The sequence below is a fragment of the Pseudomonas fragi genome (assembly GCF_002269505.1).
Lineage (GTDB): Bacteria > Pseudomonadota > Gammaproteobacteria > Pseudomonadales > Pseudomonadaceae > Aquipseudomonas > Aquipseudomonas fragi_D.
Genome location: NZ_NQKQ01000015.1, coordinates 1 through 24,885 on the forward strand (window position 1 = coordinate 1; position 24,885 = coordinate 24,885).

Consider the following 24,885-nt stretch of genomic DNA (forward strand, 5'->3'; position numbering starts at 1 on the left):
AGGCGGGAATGCCCAGTTTCGTGATTAGCATGCTCAGAAAAATTAACTGACTGTTGCACTTGTTCCTTGAGACCGCCCACTGTTGCCGCGGCTAATCTGGCCAATGCCTATAACATCAACAGTTTGATGGAAGCCTTTGGTGGCGAAAGTTTGCTGGTCGAGCAGAAAGTCGCCCGAACCCTGGGGAAATGGGTGGGGTGGGATCAAGCCATGGGAATCGCCTGCAATGGTGGAAAAATAACCCTGATGTACGCGATTCGTTCGGCCCTCAGCCGACTTTTGCCAGATTCCCAATGCCAGGGATTGACAGGTGAGACAGTCGTTTTCAGTAGCGAGGGCGGGCATTACTGCGTGGAGCACATCGCAAGCCAATTAGGCCTGGGCTCTGACAACTGCTGGCGTGTACCGAGTAACAACGCTGGGCAAATGTGCCCAAAGGCTTTGCTCCTGCTAATGGAGCGGGCTCATGCTCAAGGAAAAAAAATAGCAGCCATTATTTGTGCGGGTGGGACAACGATCAATTTCAACTGCGAAGACACGCGTGTCATCCATGAGGTCGTGGAGGGTTTCGTCAGCCGCGAAGCATTGAGCTATCGACCTTACCTGCACCTGGACAGCGTGATTGGTTGGGTTTATTTCACCTTGCTGCAAGGCGGGCTGAAGCGTCTGCCAGCGACACAGTTGCCAGGCAATGCCGTTGCGCAGCGTCTTGAGGCGATCTGTGAACGTTTTTCGGGGCTTGCTCACTTCGATTCATTCGGAGTCGATTTCCATAAAACCGGTTTATGCCCGTATAACAATAGTTACTTTGTTAGCCAAGATCGTCGTTTTATGGATGAACTGGGTGACGGAAAGTATCGGTTTAGTGAGAGGGATTTTGAGCCTGGACAACTGCGTGCCTACCGTTATACGTTTGAAAATTCACGCGGTGCTTCTGGCATTCTTTCAAGTTGGGTTGCTTTGAAGAAGTTTGGCAAGCAAGGGTTGGGTGCTTACATATTTAGACTTCAACAAGGTAGAGAGACGCTCGTCGCTGCTATTAAGCGGCAGGCATTGTTTACGCAGTTAAACGAGAAAACATTAGGGCATGAAGTTGTGTTTTTAATTCCGTTTGCCAGTGACCTGTCCAGCAGGTGTGTGACGAATGATGAATTGGCCAAGGCATTTATGCAGCATTGCTGGCAATTGACCAATACGGGGGTGCAGTTCCCGCTTTTCAGTATCGTGCCCAATTATCGAATTAATAATGATCCGGCAGACGTTACCACGGCCTTTTTGCTGACGCCCTGCCATACAGAATTAACAAACGATGATTGGGATTGGGTGCTCAGGCAAATCGCCGAGCAAAAGGTCGTTTTTGAAACGCGGTATCGCCAGCGTCAAATCAGCCAAGTGAGCGAGCATTTCGAGCGCCCCATCAAATGAAGGGCGCAGCGAACCTTGATGTCACCGCGATTACTGAACAGTCGCCTACTGGCTTTGCCCTTCTCAAGCAGATGATTGAGCTTTACTGCGAGCGCCAACAGACCTGCGAACGACCAATGCCCTGCCTTATAGATCTGTCGGTGGGAAATCCGGATGTTCATCCCCCAGCCTATTGGCTTAAGCGTTTGGCTCATTACATCAATGATGTAAGCCTGCACGGTTATGGGGAGCTTAGAGGCGACATAAACCTGGCCCTGCGTGAGCAGTTTGTGGCTTATCACCAGCGTCGCTTTTTGGGCTCTGCCGCTATTGAGCTCAGCGCGCACCATCACGTGGTGGATTTGCTGGGTAGTAAAGAAGGTATTTTTTTAGCGCTTTTGGCGTTTGTGAAGCCGGGCGAGACACTGCTCTTGCCCGACCCGTCTTACAGTGTTTACCAGGCGTGTGCCTTGCAGCGTGGGGTGCGAGTGGAGTACTTCCCCTGTGATGAGTCTGGACAGCCTGACGTTCGACAGATCACGGCTGCGCAGTTGAGAAATGCACGTTTGCTGGTGCTTTGTTCGCCGAACAACCCCACCGGGGTAGTGGTGACTGAACAAACTTTGCAACGCATCGTACGTTTTGCACGCCAGCATCATTTGAAAGTGGTGCTGGATAGGGCTTACGTCGAGTTGGGTTTTCGTCTGCCCAGCGGTAATTCCCACTATTTGCAGGGCTCTGCCTTACCGCTTGAAGGTGCAATGGAGTGCGTGATTGAACTCCACAGTTTGAGCAAATCGTGTGGTCTTGCTGGCTGGCGCATTGGATTCGCGGTAGGGGCGGCCTCCATGATTGAGGCACTCAAGGGGCTGAAGGCCAATAGTGATTTTGGTATGTTTTTACCGTTTCAGCGTGTCGCCAGCGAAATGCTCGAACAACTGGAACCGGTCGCAAACCTTATCAGCGAGGACTATCGCCAGCGTATCGTCATGGTCGTCGACGCCTTAAATCTGATGGGGTGGAAAGTTGCACCACCTGAAGGCGGGTTTTTTTTATGGGCTAAATTGCCCGACTGCTGCACAGCGGATTATGACGTCACGTTTACTCAAAAGCTGCTGAACGACACGGGCATTTTAATGACGCCCGGCAGTTTGTTTGGTCTGGCGGGCAAAGGCTATGTTCGTATTGCATTGGTCCAGAGTCCGGCCAGGCTAGAACTTATGATTGAGCGTTTGCGTCGATGGTTTATAAGTAACGGTTTGTAAACTCCACTCGACATTTCCTGATCTCTTGGGTGCATCTCCAGGCGTAATGACTTGTTACGGTCCTGTGCATTGCATAGTCTTGCGCGATTATTTGCCCGCACACGCTGGCAACCAGCGTCAGGAGAGTGGAAATGGGCCTGAATAACCAGTGGATGCAGCGCGACCTCGCCGTGTTGTGGCATCCCTGCACCCAAATGAAAGATCACGAACAACTGCCCTTGATCCCGATCAGGCGCGGTGAAGGCGTGTGGCTGGAAGACTTTGAAGGCAAGCGTTACCTCGATGCCGTGAGTTCCTGGTGGGTCAACGTGTTTGGCCACTGCAACCCGCGTATCAACCAGCGCATCAAGGATCAGGTCGATCAGCTGGAGCACGTGATCCTTGCAGGTTTCAGCCATCAGCCGGTAATCGAGTTGTCCGAGCGGCTGGTCAAGATGACGCCCGCAGGCCTGACTCGTTGCTTCTATGCCGATAACGGTTCGTCGTGCATCGAAGTCGCGTTGAAGATGAGCTTTCACTACTGGCTCAACCGTGAACAGCCGAACAAAAAGCGCTTCGTGACCCTGACCAACAGTTACCACGGCGAAACCATGGCCGCGATGGCCGTGGGCGATGTGCCGCTGTTCACCGAGACCTACAAGGCGTTGCTGCTGGACACCATCAAGGTGCCGAGCCCCGACTGCTACCTGCGCCCTGAAGGCGTGAGCTGGGAAGCGCATTCGCGCACGATGTTTTTGGCGATGGAACAGACCCTTGCCGAAAATCACCAGACCGTCGCTGCGGTTATCGTCGAGCCGCTGATTCAGGGCGCTGGCGGCATGCGCATGTACCACCCGATATACCTCACATTGTTGCGCGAGGCCTGTGACCGTTACGGCGTGCACTTGATCCTCGACGAGATCGCCGTGGGCTTCGGGCGTACCGGAACCATGTTCGCCTGCGAGCAGGCGGGTATCACGCCCGACTTCCTGTGCCTGTCCAAGGCGTTGACCGGCGGTTACCTGCCGCTGGCGGCCTGCATGACCACGGACGAGGTGTACAGCGCGTTCTACGACGATTACCCGACCTTGCGCGCCTTCCTGCATTCCCACAGCTACACGGGCAACCCGTTGGCCTGTGCGGCAGCATTGGCCACGCTGGATATTTTCGAAGAAGACAACGTTATCGAGAACAACAAGGCCTTGGCTCAACGCATGGCCAGTGCGACTGCCCACCTTGTTGATCATGCTCATGTCTCGGAAGTACGTCATACGGGTATGGTGCTGGCTATTGAAATGGTTCAGGACAAGGCCAGCAAAACCGCTTACCCGTGGCAGGAACGCCGTGGCCTGAAAGTCTTCCAGCACGCTCTGGAGCGGGGCGCGTTGTTGCGTCCTCTGGGCAGCGTGGTGTATTTCTTGCCGCCTTACGTGATCACCCCCGAGCAGATCGACTTTTTGGCTGAAGTGGCCAGTGAAGGGATCGATATTGCGACCCGCAGTGACATCAGCGTGGCCGTACCATCGAACTTTCATCCGGACTTCCGTGATCCGGGTTAAGCCGGGTCGTACTGAATCTCCTGTGGGAGCGGGCTTGCTCGCGATGCAGGCTGCGCGGTGTGTTTGAATCACCGCGTAGATACAATCGCGAGCAAGCTCGCTCCCACATTAGCACCCGAATTTTCAGAGAATATAAATGAGATTGTCCCGCTTCTTTATCGATGCTCCCTTGAGCCTTGGTGAACATGAGTTGCCTGAAGCCCAGGCGCATTACATTGGCCGCGTACTGCGCATGGCCGAGGGCGATGCCTTGCAAGTGTTCGATGGCTCGGGCCAGGAGTTCCTGGGGCGTTTGCTGGAAGTCGGCAAAAAACGCGTGCGCGTGCTGCTCGAGGAAACCTTTGCCGGGCAAGTCGAGTCACCATTGGCCATACACCTCGGCCAGGGCCTGTCCCGTGGCGAGCGGATGGACTGGGCCATTCAGAAGGCCACCGAACTGGGCGTGACCGAGATCACCCCGATCATGAGTGAGCGCTGCGAAGTACGGCTCAAGGACGAACGTGCCGACAAGCGCCTGGCCCACTGGCGGCAAGTGGCGATCAGTGCCTGTGAGCAATGTGGCCGTTCGCGGGTGCCGGTGATTCATCCGCCGGTGTTGCTCAGTGACTGGATCAAAACCACAGAGGCCGACCTCAAGCTGGTGCTGCACCCGGTGTCCGAGCCCTTGGCCAGCCACGCAAAACCCGCGCGTCTGGCGTTCCTGATCGGCCCGGAGGGCGGCCTGACCGATAACGAAATCGATCAGGCCCAGGCCGCCGGCTACCAGCCTGCACGCCTTGGTCCACGGGTATTGCGCACTGAGACCGCACCGGTTGTGGCCCTGGCCGTGGCGCAGCAGTTGTGGGGCGATTTCTGATTCAGGCAAGCATTTGCCCGTTTATTCCACAGGAGCACTGATCGGTGTGGCGATGATTTTCTTCAGCTCGGCGGTCATCGGGAATTCCAGGTTCAGGCCGTTGGGCGGGATCGGTTGCTCGAACCAGCGCTGGTAAATGCTGGTGATTTCCCCGGACTGATACAGATCGGCCAGGGTCTTGTTGACCACTGCCAGGAACTGCGGATCGTCCTTGCGCACCATGCAGCTGTAGATCTCCCTCGATTGTTCGTCACCCACCACGACCCAGTTGTGTGGGTCGCGGGCTTTGGCGCGTTCGCCGTAGAGCAGCGCATCGTCCATATAAAACGCAACGGCGCGGCCGGTTTCGAGCATCTTGAAGGCTTCGCCATGATCTTTGGCGCTGATCACGTTCATGCCCATTTTGTGGTCGGCGCTGTAGCTTTTGATAAAGCGTTCGTTGGTGGTACCCGCCGTGGTCACCACGTTCTTGTCGCGTAAATCATCGAAGCCCTTGATGCCGCTGTCCTTGGCGGTCAGCAATTGGCCTTTGACGTAAATAAACCCATAGGAAAATGCCACCTGCTTTTGCCGTTCGGCAGTCACGCCGGTTGAGCCGCACTCCAGATCGACAGTGCCGTTCTGCACCAGCGGAATGCGGGTTTGCGAGGTCACCAGGTTGAATTTGACCTTCAGCGGCTTGCCGCCCACTTGCTGCTGGATGCGCTCTACGATCTTGTTGGCCAGCTCTACCGAATAGCCCATTGGCTTGCCGCTGTTATCGCCGACATAGGAGAACGGTACCGACGCATCGCGATAACCCAGGGTAATACTTCCCGAGTCGGCGATTTTTTTCAGTGTGCCCTGCAACGGGGCTTCGTTGGCTTGTACGGCATGGCTGATCAACAGGCCCAGCGTGCAACTGATCAAGGCAAATTTTTTCATTGTTGTTTTCCCCTAAAACAGATTAATGACGAACAGCAATCACGCTTATTTCCACCAGTACCTGAGGTCGCGCCAGTTCGGCTTGCAGGGTGGTGCGGGTGGGCGCCTTGCCTGCTGATAGCCAGGCTGACCACACGGCATTCATGGCCGCAAAGTCGCGCTGAATGTTTTGCAGGTAAATGGTGGCGTTAACGATGTGGTCTTTGTCGCTGCCGGTTTCGGCCAGCAAGGCGTCGATCTTGCTCAGCACTTCTTGCGTCTGCGCGGTAATGTCCTCGCTTTGTGTAGGCACCTGTCCGGACAGGAACACCAGCGCTTCAAACGTCGCGGCGGCGCTCAAACGGTCATTGCTGTTGATGCGTTGGATGGTCATAGGGCTTTCCTTCTGGACGGGATGACGCACTCAGGCAGCCAGGCCTTGCATGTCAATGGAGGGTTTGCGTTGTGCAATCAGCTCGCTGAGCAAGCGCCCGCTGCCGCAGGCCAGGGTGAAGCCCAGCGCACCGTGGCCCAGGTTTAGCCACAGGTTGCGATAGCCGCTGGCACCCAGGATCGGCACGCCGCTGGGGGTTGCAGGGCGCATGCCAGCCCACTCGATGGCGTCGTTATAATTGCCCGCCTGCGGGAAGGTGCTACCGGCCAGTTGCCGCATTTGCGCAAGGCGTTTGGGGTCCGGCGCGGGATCGAAGCCGACGATGTCGACCATCGCGGCAATGCGCAGTTGATCGCCGATACGCGCGTAGACGATCTTGCGGTCGTAGTCGGTGATGCTCACTTGTGGTGCCTTTTGCGGGTCGGTAAGAGCCAGCGTGAGGCTGTAACCCTTGAGCGGATACAGCGGCAGGCGCAACCCCGGCAGGCGCAGGGCAGGGCTGTTGTGCCCGGCAGCGAGCACCAGTTGGTCCACGGCCAGAACCTCATCGCCCATTTCCACTGCCTGTATCGCCCCGTTGGCGTGGCGAAGGCGGGTGACGGTCTTGCCCAGCATAAAAGTGCAACGGCCACTGGCCTGCAGGCGGGCGGCCATTTGCTGACAGAACGCATGGCAATCACCGACTTCTTCACTAGGGGTGTAGATGCCGCCGATAAACGCCGAGCCATGCAGGCCGGGTTCCAGGCTGACGCACTCGCTGGCAGTCAGCGCCTGTTGAAATGAGCTGTGGATAACTTTTTTCCGGGCCTTTTCAAAGTTGCCGCGCTCACGGAACGCTACCAGCTTGCCATTGCGCTGCCAGGCGAAATCGCCCAGCTGATCGTCTTCGCGCCATTGTTGCAGCGTGGCCTGGCTGAGCAACGCCAGGCGCAGCAAATGCGCGCCGTTGCGCTGATTGACCGAGCCACGGCAGGCAGCAATAAACGAAGCGAGCCAGCGCCATTGGGCCGTGTCCAGGCGCGGGCGTAGCTTGAGGGGCGAGTCGCCGCGCAACATCCAGCCCATCGCTTGCCACGGCACGCCGGCATCGGCCAGCGGTGCTACATAGCGGTACGAGAGCTGGCCACCATTGGCAAAGCTGGTCTGGCTGCCTAGGGCAGGTCGGGCCTCGATAACCGTCACTTCAAAGCCGTCGCGCACCAGGGCATACGCTGTGGCCAGCCCGATTACGCCCCCGCCGATGATGCAAACTCGCTGTGCCATAACAGTCCTTAACCCTTGTTGTTCGGGCTTCAGATTAGGGGCAGGTGACAGGCGGCGAACAATGAATAAAGATGGATCTCCCATAAACAAAGGTTATGGACTGCTGCCATGCGCTTGCGTCATATCGAAGTGTTCCAGGCGATTCGCCAAACCGGTTCTGTGAGTGCGGCTGCGCAGTTGCTGCATGTTTCGCAGCCTGCGGTCAGCAAGGTGCTGCAACACGCCGAGCAGCGGTTGGGCTTCCCGCTTTTTTTACGCGTGCGCGGCAAGTTGCAGCCCACCCCCGAGGCGCTGTTGCTGGAGCGCGAAGTCGACAAGGTGACCGAGAGCCTGCAAGGCGTGCAGCGCCTGGCGCAAAGCCTGCGCCGTGAGCCGGGCCAGCGTTTGCGGATCGGCAGTACGCCCGCGCTGGCGTTGTCGCTGTTGCCGCCGGTGATCAGTGAGTGGACGCAGCGCTACCCCGATATCAACTGTGAACTGGCCAGTGCCCATAGCCGGGAACTGGTACTAAACCTGTTGATGCGCGAGCTGGATGTGGCCCTGACCTTCAAGTTGCCTGATCACCCCGGGCTCAAGGCTCGGGCATTGGCCCACGGTGTACTGGTGGCGCTGGCACCGAGAGGGTATTGGGCAGATGAAAGCGAGGGCATGCCGCTGGCCTTGAATGAGTTGGCGGATGCGCCGTTGATCGGGCTGAGCAGTGCCGATCCGTTGTTTGCCCGCCTGGACAATTACCTGCAGGCGGTAGAGCCGCCGCCACGCATCAGTATCGCGGTGCAGACCTATTCACTGGCGCGGGCGATGGTGGAGTCGGGTGCGGGATTGGCGGTAATTGATCCGTTTACGGCGCTGGGGGCGTCGCGGGCGAGTACGCTGATCAGGCCACTGACCCCGGCACTGCCGATAACGTTGTATGCATTGACCCGGGCAGATGAGGCCCCGGCGCATACCCTGGAAGGGTTGCTGCAACTGTTCGCAGAGCGTGCCAGCGAACAGTTGCAGCGGTTGGCGGGTTGATAGCGCGATTTAACCGCTCCCACAGGGTGGGGGGGTTACTTCGGCAAGGCGTATACCACCACCTGATCGCCCACCTGATCTTTCAGGATCGAGTTGCCGCCCGCCACAAACGCCACGTACTGCCGGCCCTTGTATTCATAGACGGCGGGGTTGGCCACGGCAGGCGCCATAACGATGTCCGACCACAGTTCCTTGCCGTCATCCAGGGAGTAGGCGCGCACCTTGGCATCCATCGATGCACCGATAAACACCAGGCCGCCTGCGGTCACCGCTGGACCACCAATGGTCGGTGAGCCCATGCTTTCAGGCATGTACCAGCCCCACTGCTGCACGGCACCCATCGGCCGACGCCATTTCACGTCACCGGTGTTCATGTTGATTGCCACGATTTCACCAAAAGGCGGTGCCCAGCACGGCATGCCAGCCCAGTTTTGCGCGTTCAGCAAACTCATGCCGTAAGGCGCGCCGATTTGAGGGTAGAAGCCGTTTTCGTTGCCAGAATCTTTAGGCTGTTTATCGTAGGAAGCGCGATCCCACAGCTTGATCATCTGAACGATGTGCGAGGTGTTGACGATCGCCACCTGACTCACCGGGTCAAACGCTACACCGCCCCATTGCACGCCACCGGCACTGTCCGGGTAAGCCAGTACGCCGTTGCCCTTGGTGGATGGCGGCGAGTACATGCCGTTGTATTCCAAGCCGTCCCACATTTTGCTGCACTGGCCGAAACCGACGATATCGGCGATTTTCCAGATGGCCGGTTTTTTCGACTGATCCAGCAACGGAGCTGGTTTGGTCGGGAACGGCTGGGTTGGCGAATACACCTCGCCGTCGGCGTCGCCTTTGGGCACCGGGCGTTCTTCGATCGGCCACACGTCTTCGCCGGTACGGCGGTCGACGGTGAACAGGAAGCCCATTTTGGTCGCTTGTACCAACGCCGCTACAGGCTTGCCATCGACGGTGATGTCCATCAGCGTCGGCGCAGAGTTGATATCGTAGTCCCACAAGTCATGGTGAACCCACTGACGAGACCAGACGACCTTGCCGGTATTGATATCCAGGGCGGTGGTTGAAGTGCCCAGTGGAATCGGTTGGGTCCGGTTGCCGCCCCAGTAGTTGGGTGAGGGTGAGGACACGGGTATGTACAGCAAGCCAAGAGCCGGGTCATAAGACATCGCGGTCCAGATGTTGGCGGTACCGGTTTTGCCAGCCTCCTCATCCGGGATCGGCTTGAATTCCCACTCCAGCTCGCCGGTGCGGGCATTGAGGGCAAACAGCGAGCCCGGTGACTCAACTTCGTATTCCCAGTCTTTACCGGCCCAGCCGACGATCAGCTTGTCACCGATAACAGTGGGGGGTTGCAACTGCGACAGCGGCCATTTGGCGTTGACCTTGTTCCACTGGTTGACGTCGACCACGCCGTTTTTGCCGAAGCCTGCGCAGGGTTTGCCGGTATCGGCATCCACCGCGTACAGCTGCGCCGTCATATTGCCCAGGTACACGACCTTCTGGCAGGCCACGCCTGCTTGCGGGTTTTTTTCCTGCCAGTAGGCCACGCCGCGTGACTTCAGCGCGGGCTGGGTTTCGGCCACCAGAGGTGACTTGGTGTCGTATGTCCATTTCTCTTTGCCGGTCTCGGGCTCAAGGGCGATGATCCGGTAAAAAGGGGTGCCGACATACAACGTGTCATTGGCAAAAATCGGGGTGGCGGACCACACCGACGGTGGGATTTTGCCCTTGCCGGTGGACATGTCGCCGGTGAAGTACTGCCAGACCTTGGTCAGTTTGCCGACGTTGTCCTTGTTGATTTGAGTCAGGGGCGAGTACTTCTGCGAGCTGAGCTGGCCGTGGAAGCTGTCCCATTCCTTACCGCTGGGGATCGGAATTTTGGCGGCTTCGGCCGAGATGCTGGACGGGGCCAGCAAGGGCGGCGGTACGGTGTAGGTGTCCTGGGCGTAGGCGTTGGACACACCAGCCAGCAAGCACAGCGCCGGTGCTGTCAAAAAGTGCTTATTGATCCCGTTCATAGCGCGCTCCTGGTTGGCTTGGGGCCAAAGGTTTCAATGACCACACCCACGGCGTAGACCAGCAGGGCAACCACAGTCCACCAGCCATGCAGCAGGCTGGCGGCAAAAAGGGTCCCGATGACCCCGGCCCAGCCCAGGAACAGGATGAAGTTACGCATGCCGCCTGCCCCGGTCTTGAGCAGCAACACGCCCAGAACAAGCAGCACCAATTCGGCAAACATCGTGGTCATTGCCCCGCCGGAACCTGTCACGCCAGACAATGGCATCAAGAATCTCCCTGCCGTAATGGCCAGGGCAGCCAGAGCCGCGATGATCATGATATTGGCGCCAAGACGGCGCCTGGGCGGTGCGTAGGCAGCAGAAGTACTCATCCCTTTCTCCTTAGCGATTCATGCCCGAGGGCATTACGGAAAGTGAGTGTAGCCAAGGCGGGGGAAATCGCCGGGATGACAAGCACCTGTAGTCGCTGCCGAGGAACGAAGGCTGCGATTGCGATCGATCGCAGCCTTCGTTCCTCGGCAGCGACTACAGGGGGTTCGGGAGCGGGATCAGTGCGCCTGCTCAGCCTCCACCGGCGCATCCTTGGTCACATGCTTGACCAGTTTGCCGATGGTCAGGCCCTGGAACAGGATCGAGGACAGCACCACGATGTAAGTAATACTCAGGATCAAATCGCGCTCCGGGCCCAGCGGCAAGGCCAGCGCCAGGGCTACCGAAACACCGCCGCGCAGGCCGCCCCAGGTGAGGATGCGGATGGTGCCGCGCGGCACGGTGCGCCAGCGGCGCAGCAATACAATGGCCGGAGCCACGGTCAGCAGGCGCGACAGCAAAATGGCCAAGGCCAGGCCACTGGCCGCCAGCAAGTGCAGCCACGAGAACGGCAGCAGCAACAGCTCCATGCCGATCAACGCAAACAGCAGTGCGTTGAGCATGTCATCAAGCAGTTCCCAGAAACCGTCCATATAGCGACGGGTCATCTCGTTCATGGCCTTGTTGCGGCCCAGGTTACCGATGATCAAACCGGCAACCACCATCGCGATCGGCGCCGACACATGCAGCTCACTGGCCATGGCCGAGCCACCGATCACCAGGGCCAGGGTCAGCATGACTTCGATCTGGTATTGCTCGATGCTCTTGATCATGCGGTACACCAGATAACCGATCAGACCGCCGAACACCACGCCGCCAATGGCTTCGTGGGCAAACAGCATGGCCGTGGCGCTCAGGCTCGGGGTTTCGCCCAGTTGCACGATGCCCAGCAACACGGTGAACACCACAACGGCGGTACCGTCATTGAACAGGCTTTCGCCTACGATGGTGGTTTTCAGCGGTTTGGAGGCATTGGCGGTACGCAGCACGCCGAGTACCGCGATCGGGTCGGTAGGGGAAATCAGTGCGCCGAACAGCAGGCAGTAAAGGAAGCTGATATGCCAGCCGAACAGGCCGAAAATCCAGTACGCCAGGCTGCCGATCACGGTAGTGGCGATCAACACACCGACCGTGGCCAGCAGGCCAATGGGCCAGCGGTAGCTGCGCACGTCGTTGAAATTCACGTGCAAGGCGCCTGCGAACAGCAGGAACGACAGCATCCAGTTCATCAGCAGGTCGCCGAAGTCGATCTGGCCGATAAGCTCCTGCACACGCTCTTCCAGCCCCGGATAACCGAGGAAGCTCAAGCCTTGCAGCAGCAGGGAAAACATCAGGGCAGTGACCATCACGCCAATCGTCGGCGGCAAGCCGATAAAGCGGAAGTTCACATAAGTCAGTAGTGAAGTCAGGCAGATAAACGCAGCAACAAGCTCAAGCATCCGGGATCCTGTGGTGGCGAGAGTGAATGGAAACCCGATCGGGTCGGGTCATGTTTGGATGCAAAAACGGGGGCCAGGGGCACATCCACGGGGTGTGGCAAAGGGACGCGAAGTGCCAGGTCATTGACCACGCCTTCGCGCTGAGGTTGCATGGAGCACCTGGCGGTGAGCGCAGGTTTATAACAATAAGGAGTCTGCAGTGCTGGCAACGGCGTTGGTGTTGGTCGCGGCCGTGTTGCACGCGATCTGGAATACCCTGATCAAGTTCAGCGGTGAGCGTTTGCTGGTGATCGCCTGCATGGACACGGTGGCGCTGGTGGTGGTGGCCGCGCTGGTGGGGTTTGCGCAATGGCCGCCGGCGGATATCTGGCCGTGGATTCTGGCCTCGGTGTTTTTCGAGCTGGTGTACCGGGTGCTGTTGATCCGCGCGTATCGGGTGGGGGATCTGGGTCTGGTGTACCCGCTGATGCGCGGCCTTTCGCCACTGGTGGTGCTGGCGCTGACCCTGACCTTTGCCGGAGAAGTGCTCACGGGGCAGCAGATCATCGGTATTTTGCTGATTCCGTGCGGCATGGCCTGCTTGCTGTGGCAGGGCGGTGGCGGTGATCGCCTGCCCTGGTCGATGCTGCCGGTGGTGGCGCTTATCGGCCTGTGTATCGGTTGCTATACCTTCCTGGACGGGCAGGCGATCCGGCGCTGGTCTCATCCGCTGGATTATCTGGTGTGGGTCACATTACTCAGTGCCTGGCCGTTCCCGCTGCTGGCCGTTACCCGCAAGCGGGCAGCATTTGCGCTGTTCTGGCGCACGCAATGGCGGTTGGGAGTCGCGGTGGGAGTCTGTGTGCTGGCCAGCTATGCCCTGGTGCTGTGGGCTATGCAGTTGGGCTCGATTGCCGAGGCGGCGGCCTTGCGTGAGGTCAGTGTGATTCTGGTGGTGCTGTTCGGTATGCGTTACCTCAAAGAACCTTTCGGCGGACCGAGGCTCTTAGCCTGTGGGCTGGTGCTGATCGGCATGCTCGTGATGAAACTCTAAAAAGGAAATTCCAATGACGGTTGCCTTCTGGTGCGTACTGATTGCCTTCTGCCTGACCTATGTGTGCACCGCGTTTGCCAAGTTCAGTGATGGCAAGTTCGGGCCTAAACAGAACCATGATCCGCGTGCGTTTCTCGATGGCCTGCAAGGGTTTGCCAAGCGCGCTCACAGTGCCCAGCTCAACAGCTTCGAAGTGACCCCCGCGTTTGCCGCGGCGGTGATCATTGCCGACATCGTGGGCAACGCTCAGCCGGTGACCATTGATGTGCTGGCGGTGCTGTTCGTGACCAGCCGCATGCTGTACATCATCTGCTACCTGGCTGACTGGGCGATTCTGCGTTCGATCATCTGGTTTATCGGCATGGGGCTGGTTGTCAGCTTCTTTTTTGTGTCGATGTAACGCAATCACCACACTGCCTGTGGGAGCGAGCCTGCTCGCGATGTCGGCGATGCGGTTTACCTGATGCGCCGCAGTGATGCCATCGCGAGCAGGCTCGCTCCCACAAGGGCAGTTACAACGGCAACGCCGCCCCTTTAGGCCACAGCAGCCAGATATTGCCCTTCTGTTTCATGTCGCCCGCAATTTGTCCTGCCTCGGGGCCCGTACCGACAAAGAAGTCGGCCCGCACTTCGCCGGCAATGGCGCCGCCGGTGTCCTGGGCGGCAACCGGGCGCACGATGGGCTGGCCGTTGGCCTGGGTGGTCGACAACCACAACAGGCTGCCCAGCGGGATCACTTTACGGTCAACTGCCACGCTGTAACCGGCCGTCAGAGGCACGTTCAGCGAGCCGCGCGGGCCTTCGTTGCTGTCGGGGTTCTGAGTGAAGAACACGTAGCTCGGGTTGCTGGCCAGCATCTCGTGGACGCGCTGCGGGTTGGCCATGGCCCAGGCGTGAATGGTGCCCATGGTCACGTCTTCTTTCTTCAATTCGCCTTGCTCGACCAGCCAGCGGCCAATCGGCTTGTACGGGTGGCCGTTCTGGTCGGCATAGCCGATGCGCAGTTGACGGCCATTGTCGAGCTGGACCCGGCCAGAGCCCTGGATTTGCAGAAACTGCAGGTCCATCGGGTCGGTCAGCCACGCCAGCACCGGAGCATTCAGGCCTTTGCTGTTGATGGTTTCAGCAGTGTCGTAAGGCTTGAGTACACGGCCATCGAGGCGACCGCGCAGGCGCTTGCCTTTGAGTTCGGGGTAAATGCTGTCCAGATTGACCACGATCAGATCAGCCGGCACACCATAGATCGGGACATTGGCCGCTTGGGTGGGTTTGAGGCTGCCTGGGTAAACGGGTTCGTAGTAACCAGTGATCAGGCCGTCGCTGCTGCCTTCTGCCGAGCGCAGGCTGTACACGTCGAGGTGGGTTTGCAGGAAATTGCTGATTTCGGCCACGCTCGGGCTGGCAGGCAATGCCGCAGCGTCACTGCATACCGGCCCCCAGTTGGCATCCGTCTTGAGGCGGGTACAGGCACTGCGCCATGAAGCGAAGCCGCTTTGCAGGTCACTGCCTGTCACTTCAGGCAGGGCGCTCCAGTCAGCTTTGCTGTAAGTGGTGTGCGGTTCAGGTTTGACGGCATTCTTGTCTGCGTCTTTGTCGGTGCCGTTGCATCCGGCCAGTAACATGGCAACGGGCAGCATCCAGGCCAGTGGTTTGAAAACTCTGTTCATTGACGCGGTTCCTTCAAGGTTGCCGAGGTCTGATGGCCGTCAAGGCAAACCGTATATTTAATAAGGGTATTGGTCTTTGCAGGTGACGCGAGGATACTGGCGACCGATTTCCGTGACCTGAAGCCACCATGACTCTTAAACGCCTGACTGTTGTAGTGCTCGCCTGCCTGACGCTGACTGCGTGTGGCGGGGTTGATCCCGATTCGCCGCTGGGCCAGCGTAAAGCGATTTTCAAGCAAATGCTCAAGACCAGCGAAGACCTGGGCGGCATGTTGCGGGGCCGAATTCCGTTCGATGGCCCGCGCTTTACTGAGGGTGCCATCAAGCTGGATGCCCTGGCTCATGAACCTTGGAAGCATTTCCCACAGGTTAAAGAGACTGATCAAACCAGCGCTACTGATGATGTCTGGCAAAAGCAGGCCCGTTTTCAGGAGCTGGCGCGTCAATTGGAGGCCGCCACGGGTGAGCTGGTAATCGCCAGCCAGGTGCAGCCCTACAAAGCCAGCAACCTGACCCCTGCGGTGCAGAAAGTCGAAGACACCTGCAGTGCGTGCCACAAGGCGTTCAGGAACCACTGAGTAAAGATCAAAAGCCCCTCACCCTGGCCCTCTCCCGGAGGGAGAGGGAACTTAACGCACGCGGCTTCAAGATCGCCACAAATCAGCCCCCTCTCCCTTCGGGAGAGGGTTGGGGTGAGGGCGCTTTAGCGTATTACTTGTCCAGCTGATCCAGCGCTTCCTGTAGTTCTTTGCGCGATTCGGCCAGCTTGTTTTTGCGCTTGTCGATTTTTTCCGGGTCGCCTTTCTTCATGGCCTTGTCCAGATCCGCCTGGCGCTTGCTGACTTCATGCTTGGCTTCCAGCACCTTGTTTTCACGTTCCTTGCGCAGGCCCGCGTCGGTGCAATGAGCTTCAACTTCGCTCAGGGCTTTTTCCAGACCGGCCACCTGGTTGCTGTTGCCGTGGGCGCGAGCCTGCTCAAGTTGCAGGGTGATGGCTTGTTTCTTGGCGGCACAACCGGTCAGTTCCGGGGCTGCATCAGCAGCCATCAGCGGGGAGGCCAGCAGGCCGCAAACAGTAAACAGGGCGAGCGGTGAAAGTAATTTCATAAATAGCTCCATGACCAAAGATGACAATTAAATAAGGCTGAAAAAACGCTGCACAAGAGCGTTTCGGCGGATCTAAACCGTGGATGTTAGCAGCATCCGCGTGCAAACAAGCCGTCGGGCATTTCCCGCCAGCAGCAAAAAGCCCCGCACAGTCACCTGTGCGGGGCTTTTTGTGCCGCCGGTTTACTTACAGGCCAGCAGCGGCGCGCAGTTCTTCGGCGCGGTCGGTACGCTCCCACGTAAACGTGGTGAAGGTATCGTCGCCAACAGTTTTGGTCTGCGGGGTGCGGCCGAAGTGACCGTAAGCAGCAGTTTCCTGGTACATCGGGTGCAGCAGGTCAAGCATGGTGGTGATGGCGTATGGACGCAGGTCGAATATGTCACGTACCAGCTTGATGATTTTGTCGTCGGAGATTTTGCCAGTGCCGAAGGTGTTCAACGAAATCGAAGTCGGTTGAGCGACGCCGATAGCGTAGGAAACCTGGATCTCGCAACGATCAGCCAAACCTGCAGCCACGATGTTCTTGGCTACGTAGCGACCGGCATAGGCTGCCGAACGGTCAACCTTGGATGGATCTTTACCCGAGAACGCGCCGCCACCGTGACGGGCCATGCCGCCGTAGGTGTCAACGATGATCTTGCGACCGGTCAGGCCGCAGTCGCCAACCGGGCCACCGATGATGAACTGGCCGGTAGGGTTGATGTGGAACTGGGTGTCCTTGTGCAGCAGCTCGGCTGGCAGCACATGCTTGACGATCAGTTCCATCACGCCTTCGCGCAGGTCCTTGTACGACACTTCAGGGTTGTGCTGGGTCGACAGCACGATGGCGTCGATGGCTACAACCTTGCCGCCTTCGTAGCGGCAAGTGACCTGGGACTTGGCGTCCGGGCGCAACCACGGCAGCAGGCCGGATTTGCGGGCTTCTGCCTGGCGCTGAACCAACTGGTGAGAGAAGGTGATCGGTGCTGGCATCAGCACGTCGGTTTCGTTGCTGGCGTAGCCGAACATCAGACCCTGGTCGCCGGCACCCTGATCTTCAGGCTTGGCACGGTCAACACCCTGGTTGATGTCAGGGGACTGCTTGCCGATGATGTTCATCACGCCGCAGGTCGCGCCGTCGAAACCGACGTCGGAGCTGGTGTAGCCGATGTCGGTGATCACGTCACGAACGATCTGCTCCAGGTCTACCCAGGCCGAAGTGGTCACTTCGCCGGCGATGATTGCTACGCCGGTTTTCACCAGAGTCTCGCACGCCACACGGGCGAACTTGTCTTCAGCAATGATGGCGTCCAGCACCGCGTCAGAAATCTGGTCGGCGATTTTGTCCGGATGCCCTTCAGACACGGACTCGGAGGTGAAAAGGGAGTATTCGCTCATCTCGACGGTTTCCTAATATTTACCGATGGTGAGTGTCGCCAGCTGGCCGCTGAAAGTGGCGGACCTGAAGCTGGAAACCATTACGTAAGCCTACATAGAGGCTTTCCCCGGGAACGAGTCCCGCAGCGGTGGCCCAATGGGCCAGATCATCTTGTTCAAAACCCAGCCATAAATCACCGCAAGCCTCGCGGGCCCACGCCTGATTATGGCTGCACAACTCTGTTACCAGCAGGCTACCGCCTGGTTGCAGCAAGGTTGCCAGTTGCTTGAGTGCTTCAGCCGGTGCGGCGAAATGGTGCAAGACCATATTCACAACCACGCAGTCGGCCTGGATCGGTGCTTCATGCAGCGCGTCGGCCAGGATCAGGCTGACGTTGTTCAGTGACTCGCGTTCACACAGCTGGCGGGCCAACCCAAGCATCACCGGGCTGTTGTCCAGTGCCGTGACCTGATGGAAGCGACGGGCCAGGTCAGGCAAGAAACTGCCATCGCCGGGGCCAACTTCCAGGGCCGTGGCCGCCGGGCTGAAGCTCAGTTTGTCGAGCAGGGTTAAAACACTGTCCCGGTATTGCGGCAAGCCGGCGATCAAATCCTGTTGAGCGCGAAACTTTTCGGCGATGCGTGAGAAAAAGTCCTGACTGGCGGCTGCACGTTGGCTGTGTACGGCGCTGATGCGCGCCTGTACTTCGGCGGGCAAGGTCAGGTTATCGACCTCTTCCAGCAGTGCTGCATGCAATTTGCCGCCCAGTTGTTCGGTATGGGGCAGGGCGCGGCGATAAAAAATCGCATTGCCTTCGCGCCGGGTTGCGACCAGTCGCGCCTGGGACAGCACCTTGAGGTGGTGGCTCATCCCGGATTGGCCGGTGGCGAAAATCTGCGCCAGCTCCAGCACACCAAACGAATCGTTGGCCAACGCGCGCAGCACATTGAGTCGCAGCGGATCGCCTCCAGCCTTGCACAGGGCGGAGAGCTCGTCGCAATCGTCATGGCGGATTGAAGGCACGCGTAAGTTCATGGGGCCGCAGTCTAGTTACCCGCTCAAGCACTCGCAAGTTCAATATCAAAACTTTTTGATATTGGTCGATAAGTGGCGCGTTTGTCGGGTGAGGTGTGCTTATTAACGAAATGAAATGTCCGATCCTTAACAGATTGGCTGCCAGATCAAAGGAAAAACGTTTCAGCTGACTATCTGTCATTGCCCCGAGGGCGGTGGGTGAGGGAAAATGCTCGCCTTTTTTCCGTTTCGATTTAACTTTCAATACCCAGGAGAACAGCGATGCCCAGCCGTCGTGAGCGTGCCAACGCCATTCGTGCACTCAGCATGGATGCCGTGCAAAAAGCCAACAGCGGCCATCCAGGTGCCCCTATGGGTATGGCGGATATCGCCGAAGTACTGTGGCGCGATTATCTGAAGCACAACCCGAGCAATCCTTCGTTCGCTGACCGTGACCGCTTCGTGCTGTCCAACGGCCATGGTTCGATGCTGATCTACTCGTTGTTGCACCTGACCGGCTATGACCTGTCGATCGACGACCTGAAAAACTTCCGCCAGCTGCACAGCCGCACCCCGGGCCACCCGGAGCTGGGTTACACGCCGGGCGTTGAAACCACTACTGGCCCGTTGGGTCAGGGCCTGGCCAACGCTGTGGGCTTTGCCCTGGCCGAAAAAGTCATGGGCGCGCAGTTCAACCGTCCTGGCCATAACGTTGTCGATCACCACACCTACGTGTTCCTGGGTGATGGCTGCATGATGGAAGGCATTTCCCACGAAGTTGGCTCATTGGCCGGCACCTTGGGCCTGAGCAAACTGATCGCGTTCTACGACGACAACGGCATCTCCATCGATGGCGAAGTTGAAGGCTGGTTCACCGACGACACGCCAAAGCGTTTCGAAGCCTACAACTGGCAAGTGATCCGTAACGTTGACGGTCACGATCCGGAAGAAATCAAAACTGCGATCGAAACTGCACGCAAAAGCGACAAACCAACGCTGATCTGCTGCAAAACCACGATCGGTTTCGGTTCGCCGAACAAGCAGGGCAAGGAAGACTGCCACGGTGCGCCACTGGGCAACGACGAAATCGCCCTGACCCGCAAGGCTCTGAACTGGAACCACGGCCCATTTGAAATCCCGGCTGATATCTACGCCGAATGGGATGCCAAGGAAGTCGGCGCTGCTGTTGAGTCCGAGTGGGACAAACGTTTCGCTGCCTACGCTGCCGAGTTCCCGGAACTGGCCGCTGAGCTGTCCCGTCGCCTAAGCGGCAAACTGCCAGCTGACTTCGATGCCAAGGCTAACGCCTACATCGCTGAAGTCGCGGCCAAAGGCGAAACCATCGCCAGCCGTAAAGCCAGCCAGAACGCCCTGAACGCTTTCGGCCCGCTGTTGCCTGAACTGCTGGGCGGCTCCGCTGACCTGGCCGGTTCCAACCTGACCATTTGGAAAGGTTGCAAAGGTGTTTCGGCTGAAGACGCCAGCGGCAACTACGTGTACTACGGCGTACGCGAGTTCGGCATGAGCGCCATCATGAACGGTGTTGCCCTGCACGGCGGCCTGGTGCCTTACGGCGCAACCTTCCTGATGTTCATGGAATACGCCCGCAACGCCATCCGCATGTCGGCCCTGATGAAGCAGCGCGTAATCTATGTGTTCACCCACGACTCCATCGGCCTGGGCGAAGACGGCCCGACTCACCAGCCGATCGAGCAACTGACCAGCCTGCGTACCACGCCGAACCTGGACACCTGGCGCCCAGCCGATGCGGTGGAATCCGCAGCTGCCTGGAAATACGCCCTGGAGCGCAACGACGGCCCGTCCGCGTTGATCTTCTCGCGTCAGAACCTCAACCACCAAACCCGTGATGCTGGCCAGATTGCCGACATCAACCGTGGTGGTTACGTGCTGAAGGATTGTGCAGGCGAGCCTGAACTGATCCTGATCTCGGCCGGTTCCGAAGTGGGCCTGGCCGTTCAGGCCTGGGAAAAACTGACCGAACAGGGCCGCAAGGTTCGTGTTGTATCGATGCCTTGCACCAGCGTGTACGAAGCTCAAGATGCAGGCTACAAGCAGTCGGTTCTGCCGCTGCAGGTGAGCGCCCGTATCGCGATCGAAGCGTCCCACGCAGACTACTGGTACAAGTACGTGGGCCTGGAAGGCCGCGTGATCGGCATGACCACCTACGGCGAGTCGGCGCCTGCGCCTGCCTTGTTCGAAGAGTTCGGTTTCACCCTGGAAAACATCCTGGGTCAGGCTGACGAACTGCTGGAAGACTAAGTAACAAAGTGGCTGCCTTATTCGCGAGCAGGCTCGCTCCCACAGGATCTAATAGTCCATGTGGGAGCGAGCCTGCTCGCGAAATAGTAGTGGTGAAGGATTCACCTTGGTAATCGAGAACCCCATGCCTCAACCGCGTCCCTACAAAGTTGCACTCAATGGCTACGGCCGGATTGGTCGTTGCGTCTTGCGTGCGTTGTTCGAGCGAGGAGCTGCTGCCGGGTTTGAAATTGTTGCACTCAATGATCTGGCCGATATGGCCAGCCTCGAATATTTGACGCGCTTCGATTCCACTCATGGCCGGTTCCCCGGCGAGATACGGATCGAAGGCGACTGCCTGCATATCAATGGCGACTGCGTGAAAGTGTTCCGCAGTGCCACCCCCGAGGGGATCGACTGGGCCGCGTTGGGCGTTGACCTGGTGCTGGAATGCTCCGGCGTCTACAACACCCGCGCCGATGGCCAGCGTTTTCTGGATGCCGGGGCACCTCGCGTGCTGTTTTCGCAACCGATGGCCAGCGACGCCGATGTCGACGCCACCATCGTTTATGGCGTCAACCAGCACAGCCTTACCGGCGAAGAACGCCTGGTGTCCAACGCCTCCTGCACCACCAACTGCGGTGTGCCGCTGTTGCGTCTGCTGGATCAGGCCCTTGGCCTTGAGTACGTGTCGATCACCACGATTCACTCGGCGATGAACGATCAGCCGGTAATCGATGCCTACCATCATGAAGACCTGCGTCGTACACGTTCGGCGTTTCAGTCAGTGATTCCGGTGTCTACCGGCCTGGCCAAGGGCATCGAGCGTCTGTTGCCGGAACTTGCTGGCCGGATTCAGGCCAAAGCGGTACGGGTGCCGACCTTGAACGTGTCGTGCCTGGACATCACTCTGACCACGGCGCGGGACACCGATGCCACAGAAGTGAACCGCCTGCTGCGCGAGGCTGCCACCAGCGGTCCGCTCAAAGGCTTGCTGGCCTATACCGAGTTGCCGCACGCCAGCTGTGATTTCAATCATGACCCGCATTCGGCGATTGTCGATGCCAGCCAGACCCGCGTTTCCGGCCCACGCCTGGTGAACCTGCTGGCCTGGTTCGACAACGAATGGGGTTTTGCCAATCGAATGATCGATGTGGCAGAGCATTACTTGCACGTTACCCACCCAAAACCCGCTCTCTAACATTAGAAACTCAGGAATTGTGACCCATGACCGTGTTGAAGATGACCGACCTCGATCTGCAAGGTAAACGCGTACTGATCCGCGAAGACCTCAACGTCCCAGTCAAGGACGGTGTAGTCACCAGCGATGCGCGTATCCTCGCTTCGCTGCCGACCATCAAGCTGGCTTTGGAAAAAGGCGCGGCGGTTATGGTCTGCTCGCACCTGGGCCGCCCGACTGAAGGCGAGTTTTCGGCTGAAAACAGCCTCAAGCCTGTAGCCGACTACCTGAGCAAGGCCCTGGGCCGTGAAGTGCCGCTGGTCAGCGATTACCTCAATGGCGTCGACGTCAAAGCCGGCGACATCGTGCTGTTTGAAAACGTGCGCTTCAACAAGGGCGAAAAGAAGAACGCCGACGAACTGGCCAAGCAATACGCCGCCCTGTGCGACGTGTTTGTGATGGACGCTTTCGGCACTGCTCACCGCGCCGAAGGCTCGACCCACGGCGTGGCCAAGTTTGCCAAGGTTGCGGCTGCTGGCCCGTTGCTGGCCGCTGAGCTGGAAGCCCTGGGCAAGGCGCTGGGCGCTCCGGCCAAGCCGATGGCAGCCATTGTTGCCGGCTCCAAGGTGTCGACCAAACTGGAAGTGCTGAACAGCCTGAGCCAGATCTGCGATCTGCTGATCGTGGGTGGCGGTATCGCCAACACCTTCCTGGCTGCTGCCGGTCACCCGGTGGGCAAGTCGCTGTACGAGCCTGACCTGCTGGAAACCGCTCGCGCCATCGCTGCCAAGGTCAATGTGCCCCTGCCTACCGACGTAGTCGTGGCCAAAGAGTTCGCTGAAAGTGCTGCTGCAACCGTCAAGCTGATCGCTGATGTGGCTGCCGACGACATGATTCTGGACATCGGCCCGCAAACCGCTGCGCATTTTGCCGAGCTGCTCAAGTCTTCGAAGACTATCCTGTGGAACGGCCCGGTGGGTGTGTTCGAGTTCGACCAGTTCGGCAACGGTACCAAGGTTCTGGCCCAGGCCATTGCTGACAGTTCGGCGTTCTCGATTGCTGGCGGCGGCGACACCCTGGCGGCTATCGACAAGTACGGCATTGCTGATCAAATCTCCTACATCTCCACCGGCGGTGGTGCATTCCTGGAGTTCGTCGAAGGCAAGGTACTGCCTGCCGTTGAGATCCTGGAAAGCCGCGCCAAAGCCTGAAGGTGTTTCAGGCCCTGAAAGGAAGCATGGACATGGTCAAGTTGTTACCGCTGTTGATGATCGCGGGCTTTTTGGCCGGTTGCGCCGGCTCGAGCAAGCCGGCGCCCGAGGCTGCAACCCCTGAAGAGAGTGGTTGTTACCAGGCTGACTGGCAGGCGCAAAGTGTGCCGCTGGTCAATAAACGCTCAGGGCCTGAGGCGCTGGAAAAATACGAGTCGCCCAAGGCTTCACAAGAGCGCGGGTGCCCTTGATGTGATATGCGGCCCACCTTATGGGCCGCATAGCTATAGCTGAAGCTGTAACGTTTCAGCTAAATCGAATTGGTCAAATCGGGGCAAACCCCCGATCTGCAATAACTTGAATAGCAGCCGCCGCTACGGCAGGCTTGCACGATTAACGACCCTTGTCCGGGAGAGACATACACAATGGCACTTATCAGCATGCGCCAGATGTTGGACCACGCCGCCGAATTCGGCTACGGCGTTCCAGCCTTTAACGTAAACAACCTTGAGCAGATGCGCGCCATTATGGAAGCCGCTGACAAGACCGACTCCCCGGTGATCGTTCAGGCTTCGGCCGGTGCGCGCAAGTACGCAGGTGCTCCATTCCTGCGTCACCTGATCCTGGCTGCAATCGAAGAATTCCCGCATATCCCGGTGTGCATGCACCAGGACCACGGCACCAGCCCTGACGTGTGCCAGCGCTCGATCCAGCTGGGTTTCAGCTCGGTCATGATGGACGGCTCGCTGGGCGAAGACGGCAAGACCCCGACTGACTACGACTACAACGTTCGCGTTACTCAGCAAACCGTTGCCCTGGCGCATGCTTGCGGCGTATCGGTTGAAGGCGAGCTGGGCTGCCTGGGTTCTCTGGAAACCGGTATGGCTGGCGAAGAAGACGGCATCGGTGCAGAAGGCGTTCTGGATCACAGCCAGATGCTGACCGACCCGGAAGAAGCGGCTGACTTCGTCAAGCGCACCCAAGTAGATGCCCTGGCCATTGCCATCGGTACTTCCCACGGCGCTTACAAGTTCACCAAGCCACCTACTGGCGACGTACTGGCAATCGACCGTATCAAAGAGATCCACAAGCGTATCCCGAACACTCACCTGGTGATGCACGGTTCGTCTTCTGTGCCACAAGAGTGGCTGGCGATCATCAACGAGTTCGGCGGCGACATCAAAGAAACCTACGGTGTGCCGGTAGAAGAAATCGTTGAAGGCATCAAGCACGGCGTGCGCAAGGTCAACATCGACACCGACTTGCGCCTGGCATCGACTGGCGCGATGCGTCGTCTGATGGCAACCAACCCGAGCGAGTTCGACCCGCGCAAGTTCTTCGGCGCCACCGTAACGGCCATGCGTGACGTGTGTATTGCCCGTTACGAAGCCTTCGGTACTGCCGGTAATGCTTCGAAGATCAAACCGATCTCTCTGGAAGTCATGTACCAGCGTTACCTCAAAGGTGAGCTGAACGCCAAGGTCAACTAAGACCGGCGCGTACTAAAAAGCCCGCAGCGATGCGGGCTTTTTTGTGGGTGTCAGTTATGGCCCTCTCCCGAGGGAGAGGGTTGGGGTGAGG

General features: G+C 58.5%; 23 protein-coding genes. 13 read left to right on the plus strand and 10 right to left on the minus strand.

Translation table 11 applies throughout. The annotated features are described in order from the left end of the window. Nucleotides 1–66 precede the first annotated feature (66 nt). The 4 genes from CJU81_RS14275 (at nucleotide 67) to CJU81_RS14290 (ending at nucleotide 5,063) form a co-directional block, all read left to right on the plus strand. Entirely contained in the window at nucleotides 67–1,425 is a 1,359-nt protein-coding gene (locus CJU81_RS14275; RefSeq protein WP_095037177.1) for a pyridoxal-dependent decarboxylase, read from the plus strand. Beyond that, nucleotides 1,422–2,669, plus strand: a complete 1,248-nt coding sequence (locus tag CJU81_RS14280) for a pyridoxal phosphate-dependent aminotransferase (RefSeq protein WP_095037178.1) — start codon at nucleotides 1,422–1,424, stop codon at nucleotides 2,667–2,669. The genes CJU81_RS14275 and CJU81_RS14280 overlap by 4 nt, the downstream gene beginning before the upstream one ends. A 131-nt stretch (nucleotides 2,670–2,800) precedes the next feature. After that, nucleotides 2,801–4,207 (plus strand): adenosylmethionine--8-amino-7-oxononanoate transaminase, encoded by a 1,407-nt coding sequence (locus tag CJU81_RS14285; protein WP_095037179.1) that lies wholly within the window; start codon nucleotides 2,801–2,803, stop codon nucleotides 4,205–4,207. A 136-nt stretch (nucleotides 4,208–4,343) separates the two neighbouring features. Further along, nucleotides 4,344–5,063, plus strand: a complete 720-nt coding sequence (locus tag CJU81_RS14290; protein ID WP_095037180.1) for a 16S rRNA (uracil(1498)-N(3))-methyltransferase — start codon at nucleotides 4,344–4,346, stop codon at nucleotides 5,061–5,063. A 21-nt stretch (nucleotides 5,064–5,084) separates the two neighbouring features. Here the strand turns inward: CJU81_RS14290 and CJU81_RS14295 are convergent, their stop codons facing one another. From CJU81_RS14295 to CJU81_RS14305, 3 genes are read right to left on the minus strand one after another with little or no spacing between them, the layout of a single operon-like run. After that, nucleotides 5,085–5,987: a transporter substrate-binding domain-containing protein gene (locus tag CJU81_RS14295; protein WP_095037181.1), complete on the minus strand. Its 903-nt coding sequence runs from the start codon at nucleotides 5,985–5,987 to the stop codon at nucleotides 5,085–5,087. Nucleotides 5,988–6,009: 22 nt separating this feature from the next. Then, nucleotides 6,010–6,360 (minus strand): RidA family protein, encoded by a 351-nt coding sequence (locus tag CJU81_RS14300; protein WP_095027482.1) that lies wholly within the window; start codon nucleotides 6,358–6,360, stop codon nucleotides 6,010–6,012. A 30-nt stretch (nucleotides 6,361–6,390) separates the two neighbouring features. Continuing rightward, a complete protein-coding gene (locus tag CJU81_RS14305; RefSeq protein WP_254924881.1) occupies nucleotides 6,391–7,707 on the minus strand; it encodes a D-amino acid dehydrogenase in 1,317 nt (438 codons plus the stop codon). A gap of 24 nt (nucleotides 7,708–7,731) precedes the next feature. Here CJU81_RS14305 and CJU81_RS14310 point away from each other — a divergent pair, with 24 nt between their 5' ends. After that, nucleotides 7,732–8,640, plus strand: a complete 909-nt coding sequence (locus CJU81_RS14310; protein WP_095037183.1) for a LysR family transcriptional regulator — start codon at nucleotides 7,732–7,734, stop codon at nucleotides 8,638–8,640. Between the two features lie 35 nt (nucleotides 8,641–8,675). Here the strand turns inward: CJU81_RS14310 and CJU81_RS14315 are convergent, their stop codons facing one another. From CJU81_RS14315 to CJU81_RS14325, 3 genes are all read right to left on the minus strand, one after another. Beyond that, on the minus strand, nucleotides 8,676–10,667 hold the full coding sequence (locus tag CJU81_RS14315; RefSeq protein ID WP_095037184.1) for a pyrroloquinoline quinone-dependent dehydrogenase: 1,992 nt from the start codon (nucleotides 10,665–10,667) through the stop codon (nucleotides 8,676–8,678). After that, entirely contained in the window at nucleotides 10,664–11,038 is a 375-nt protein-coding gene (locus CJU81_RS14320; RefSeq protein ID WP_095037185.1) for a hypothetical protein, read from the minus strand. The genes CJU81_RS14315 and CJU81_RS14320 overlap by 4 nt, the downstream gene beginning before the upstream one ends. 177 nt (nucleotides 11,039–11,215) lie before the next feature. Next, nucleotides 11,216–12,475 (minus strand): cation:proton antiporter, encoded by a 1,260-nt coding sequence (locus CJU81_RS14325; RefSeq protein WP_095037186.1) that lies wholly within the window; start codon nucleotides 12,473–12,475, stop codon nucleotides 11,216–11,218. 199 nt (nucleotides 12,476–12,674) lie between these two features. Between CJU81_RS14325 and CJU81_RS14330 the strand changes: the two genes are divergently transcribed. Continuing rightward, nucleotides 12,675–13,508 (plus strand): DMT family transporter, encoded by an 834-nt coding sequence (locus CJU81_RS14330; RefSeq protein ID WP_095037187.1) that lies wholly within the window; start codon nucleotides 12,675–12,677, stop codon nucleotides 13,506–13,508. Nucleotides 13,509–13,521: 13 nt separating this feature from the next. Continuing rightward, nucleotides 13,522–13,908, plus strand: coding sequence for an MAPEG family protein (locus tag CJU81_RS14335; RefSeq protein WP_095037188.1), 387 nt, complete (start codon nucleotides 13,522–13,524; stop codon nucleotides 13,906–13,908). 112 nt (nucleotides 13,909–14,020) lie between these two features. Here CJU81_RS14335 and mltA read toward each other — a convergent pair whose 3' ends face one another. Next, a complete protein-coding gene (gene mltA / locus CJU81_RS14340) occupies nucleotides 14,021–15,175 on the minus strand; it encodes a murein transglycosylase A (RefSeq protein ID WP_095037189.1) in 1,155 nt (384 codons plus the stop codon). Nucleotides 15,176–15,303: 128 nt separating this feature from the next. Between mltA and CJU81_RS14345 the strand changes: the two genes are divergently transcribed. Beyond that, the gene (locus CJU81_RS14345) at nucleotides 15,304–15,753 is read left to right on the plus strand and encodes a c-type cytochrome (protein WP_095037190.1); all 450 of its coding nucleotides are present in this window, start codon (nucleotides 15,304–15,306) and stop codon (nucleotides 15,751–15,753) included. A gap of 133 nt (nucleotides 15,754–15,886) precedes the next feature. On the opposite strand, the gene CJU81_RS14350 is transcribed toward CJU81_RS14345, so the two are convergent. From CJU81_RS14350 to CJU81_RS14360, 3 genes are all read right to left on the minus strand, one after another. Further along, nucleotides 15,887–16,282 carry a DUF1090 domain-containing protein gene (locus CJU81_RS14350; protein WP_095027473.1) on the minus strand — a complete coding sequence of 132 codons (396 nt, stop codon included), beginning with the start codon at nucleotides 16,280–16,282 and terminating at the stop codon, nucleotides 15,887–15,889. 187 nt (nucleotides 16,283–16,469) lie between these two features. Further along, nucleotides 16,470–17,660, minus strand: coding sequence for a methionine adenosyltransferase (metK, locus tag CJU81_RS14355; protein ID WP_095037191.1), 1,191 nt, complete (start codon nucleotides 17,658–17,660; stop codon nucleotides 16,470–16,472). A gap of 19 nt (nucleotides 17,661–17,679) precedes the next feature. After that, the gene (locus tag CJU81_RS14360; RefSeq protein WP_095037192.1) at nucleotides 17,680–18,675 is read right to left on the minus strand and encodes an ArsR/SmtB family transcription factor; all 996 of its coding nucleotides are present in this window, start codon (nucleotides 18,673–18,675) and stop codon (nucleotides 17,680–17,682) included. Between the two features lie 261 nt (nucleotides 18,676–18,936). Between CJU81_RS14360 and tkt the strand changes: the two genes are divergently transcribed. From tkt to fba, 5 genes are all read left to right on the plus strand, one after another. After that, the gene (tkt, locus tag CJU81_RS14365) at nucleotides 18,937–20,934 is read left to right on the plus strand and encodes a transketolase (protein ID WP_095037193.1); all 1,998 of its coding nucleotides are present in this window, start codon (nucleotides 18,937–18,939) and stop codon (nucleotides 20,932–20,934) included. A 124-nt stretch (nucleotides 20,935–21,058) separates the two neighbouring features. Beyond that, on the plus strand, nucleotides 21,059–22,114 hold the full coding sequence (gene epd / locus CJU81_RS14370; protein WP_095027469.1) for an erythrose-4-phosphate dehydrogenase: 1,056 nt from the start codon (nucleotides 21,059–21,061) through the stop codon (nucleotides 22,112–22,114). A gap of 26 nt (nucleotides 22,115–22,140) precedes the next feature. Next, on the plus strand, nucleotides 22,141–23,304 hold the full coding sequence (locus CJU81_RS14375) for a phosphoglycerate kinase (protein ID WP_095037194.1): 1,164 nt from the start codon (nucleotides 22,141–22,143) through the stop codon (nucleotides 23,302–23,304). 32 nt (nucleotides 23,305–23,336) lie between these two features. Further along, nucleotides 23,337–23,555 (plus strand): hypothetical protein, encoded by a 219-nt coding sequence (locus CJU81_RS14380; protein WP_016782492.1) that lies wholly within the window; start codon nucleotides 23,337–23,339, stop codon nucleotides 23,553–23,555. Nucleotides 23,556–23,729: 174 nt separating this feature from the next. After that, entirely contained in the window at nucleotides 23,730–24,794 is a 1,065-nt protein-coding gene (gene fba, locus CJU81_RS14385) for a class II fructose-bisphosphate aldolase (protein ID WP_095037195.1), read from the plus strand. The last annotated feature ends 91 nt before the right edge of the window (nucleotides 24,795–24,885 follow it).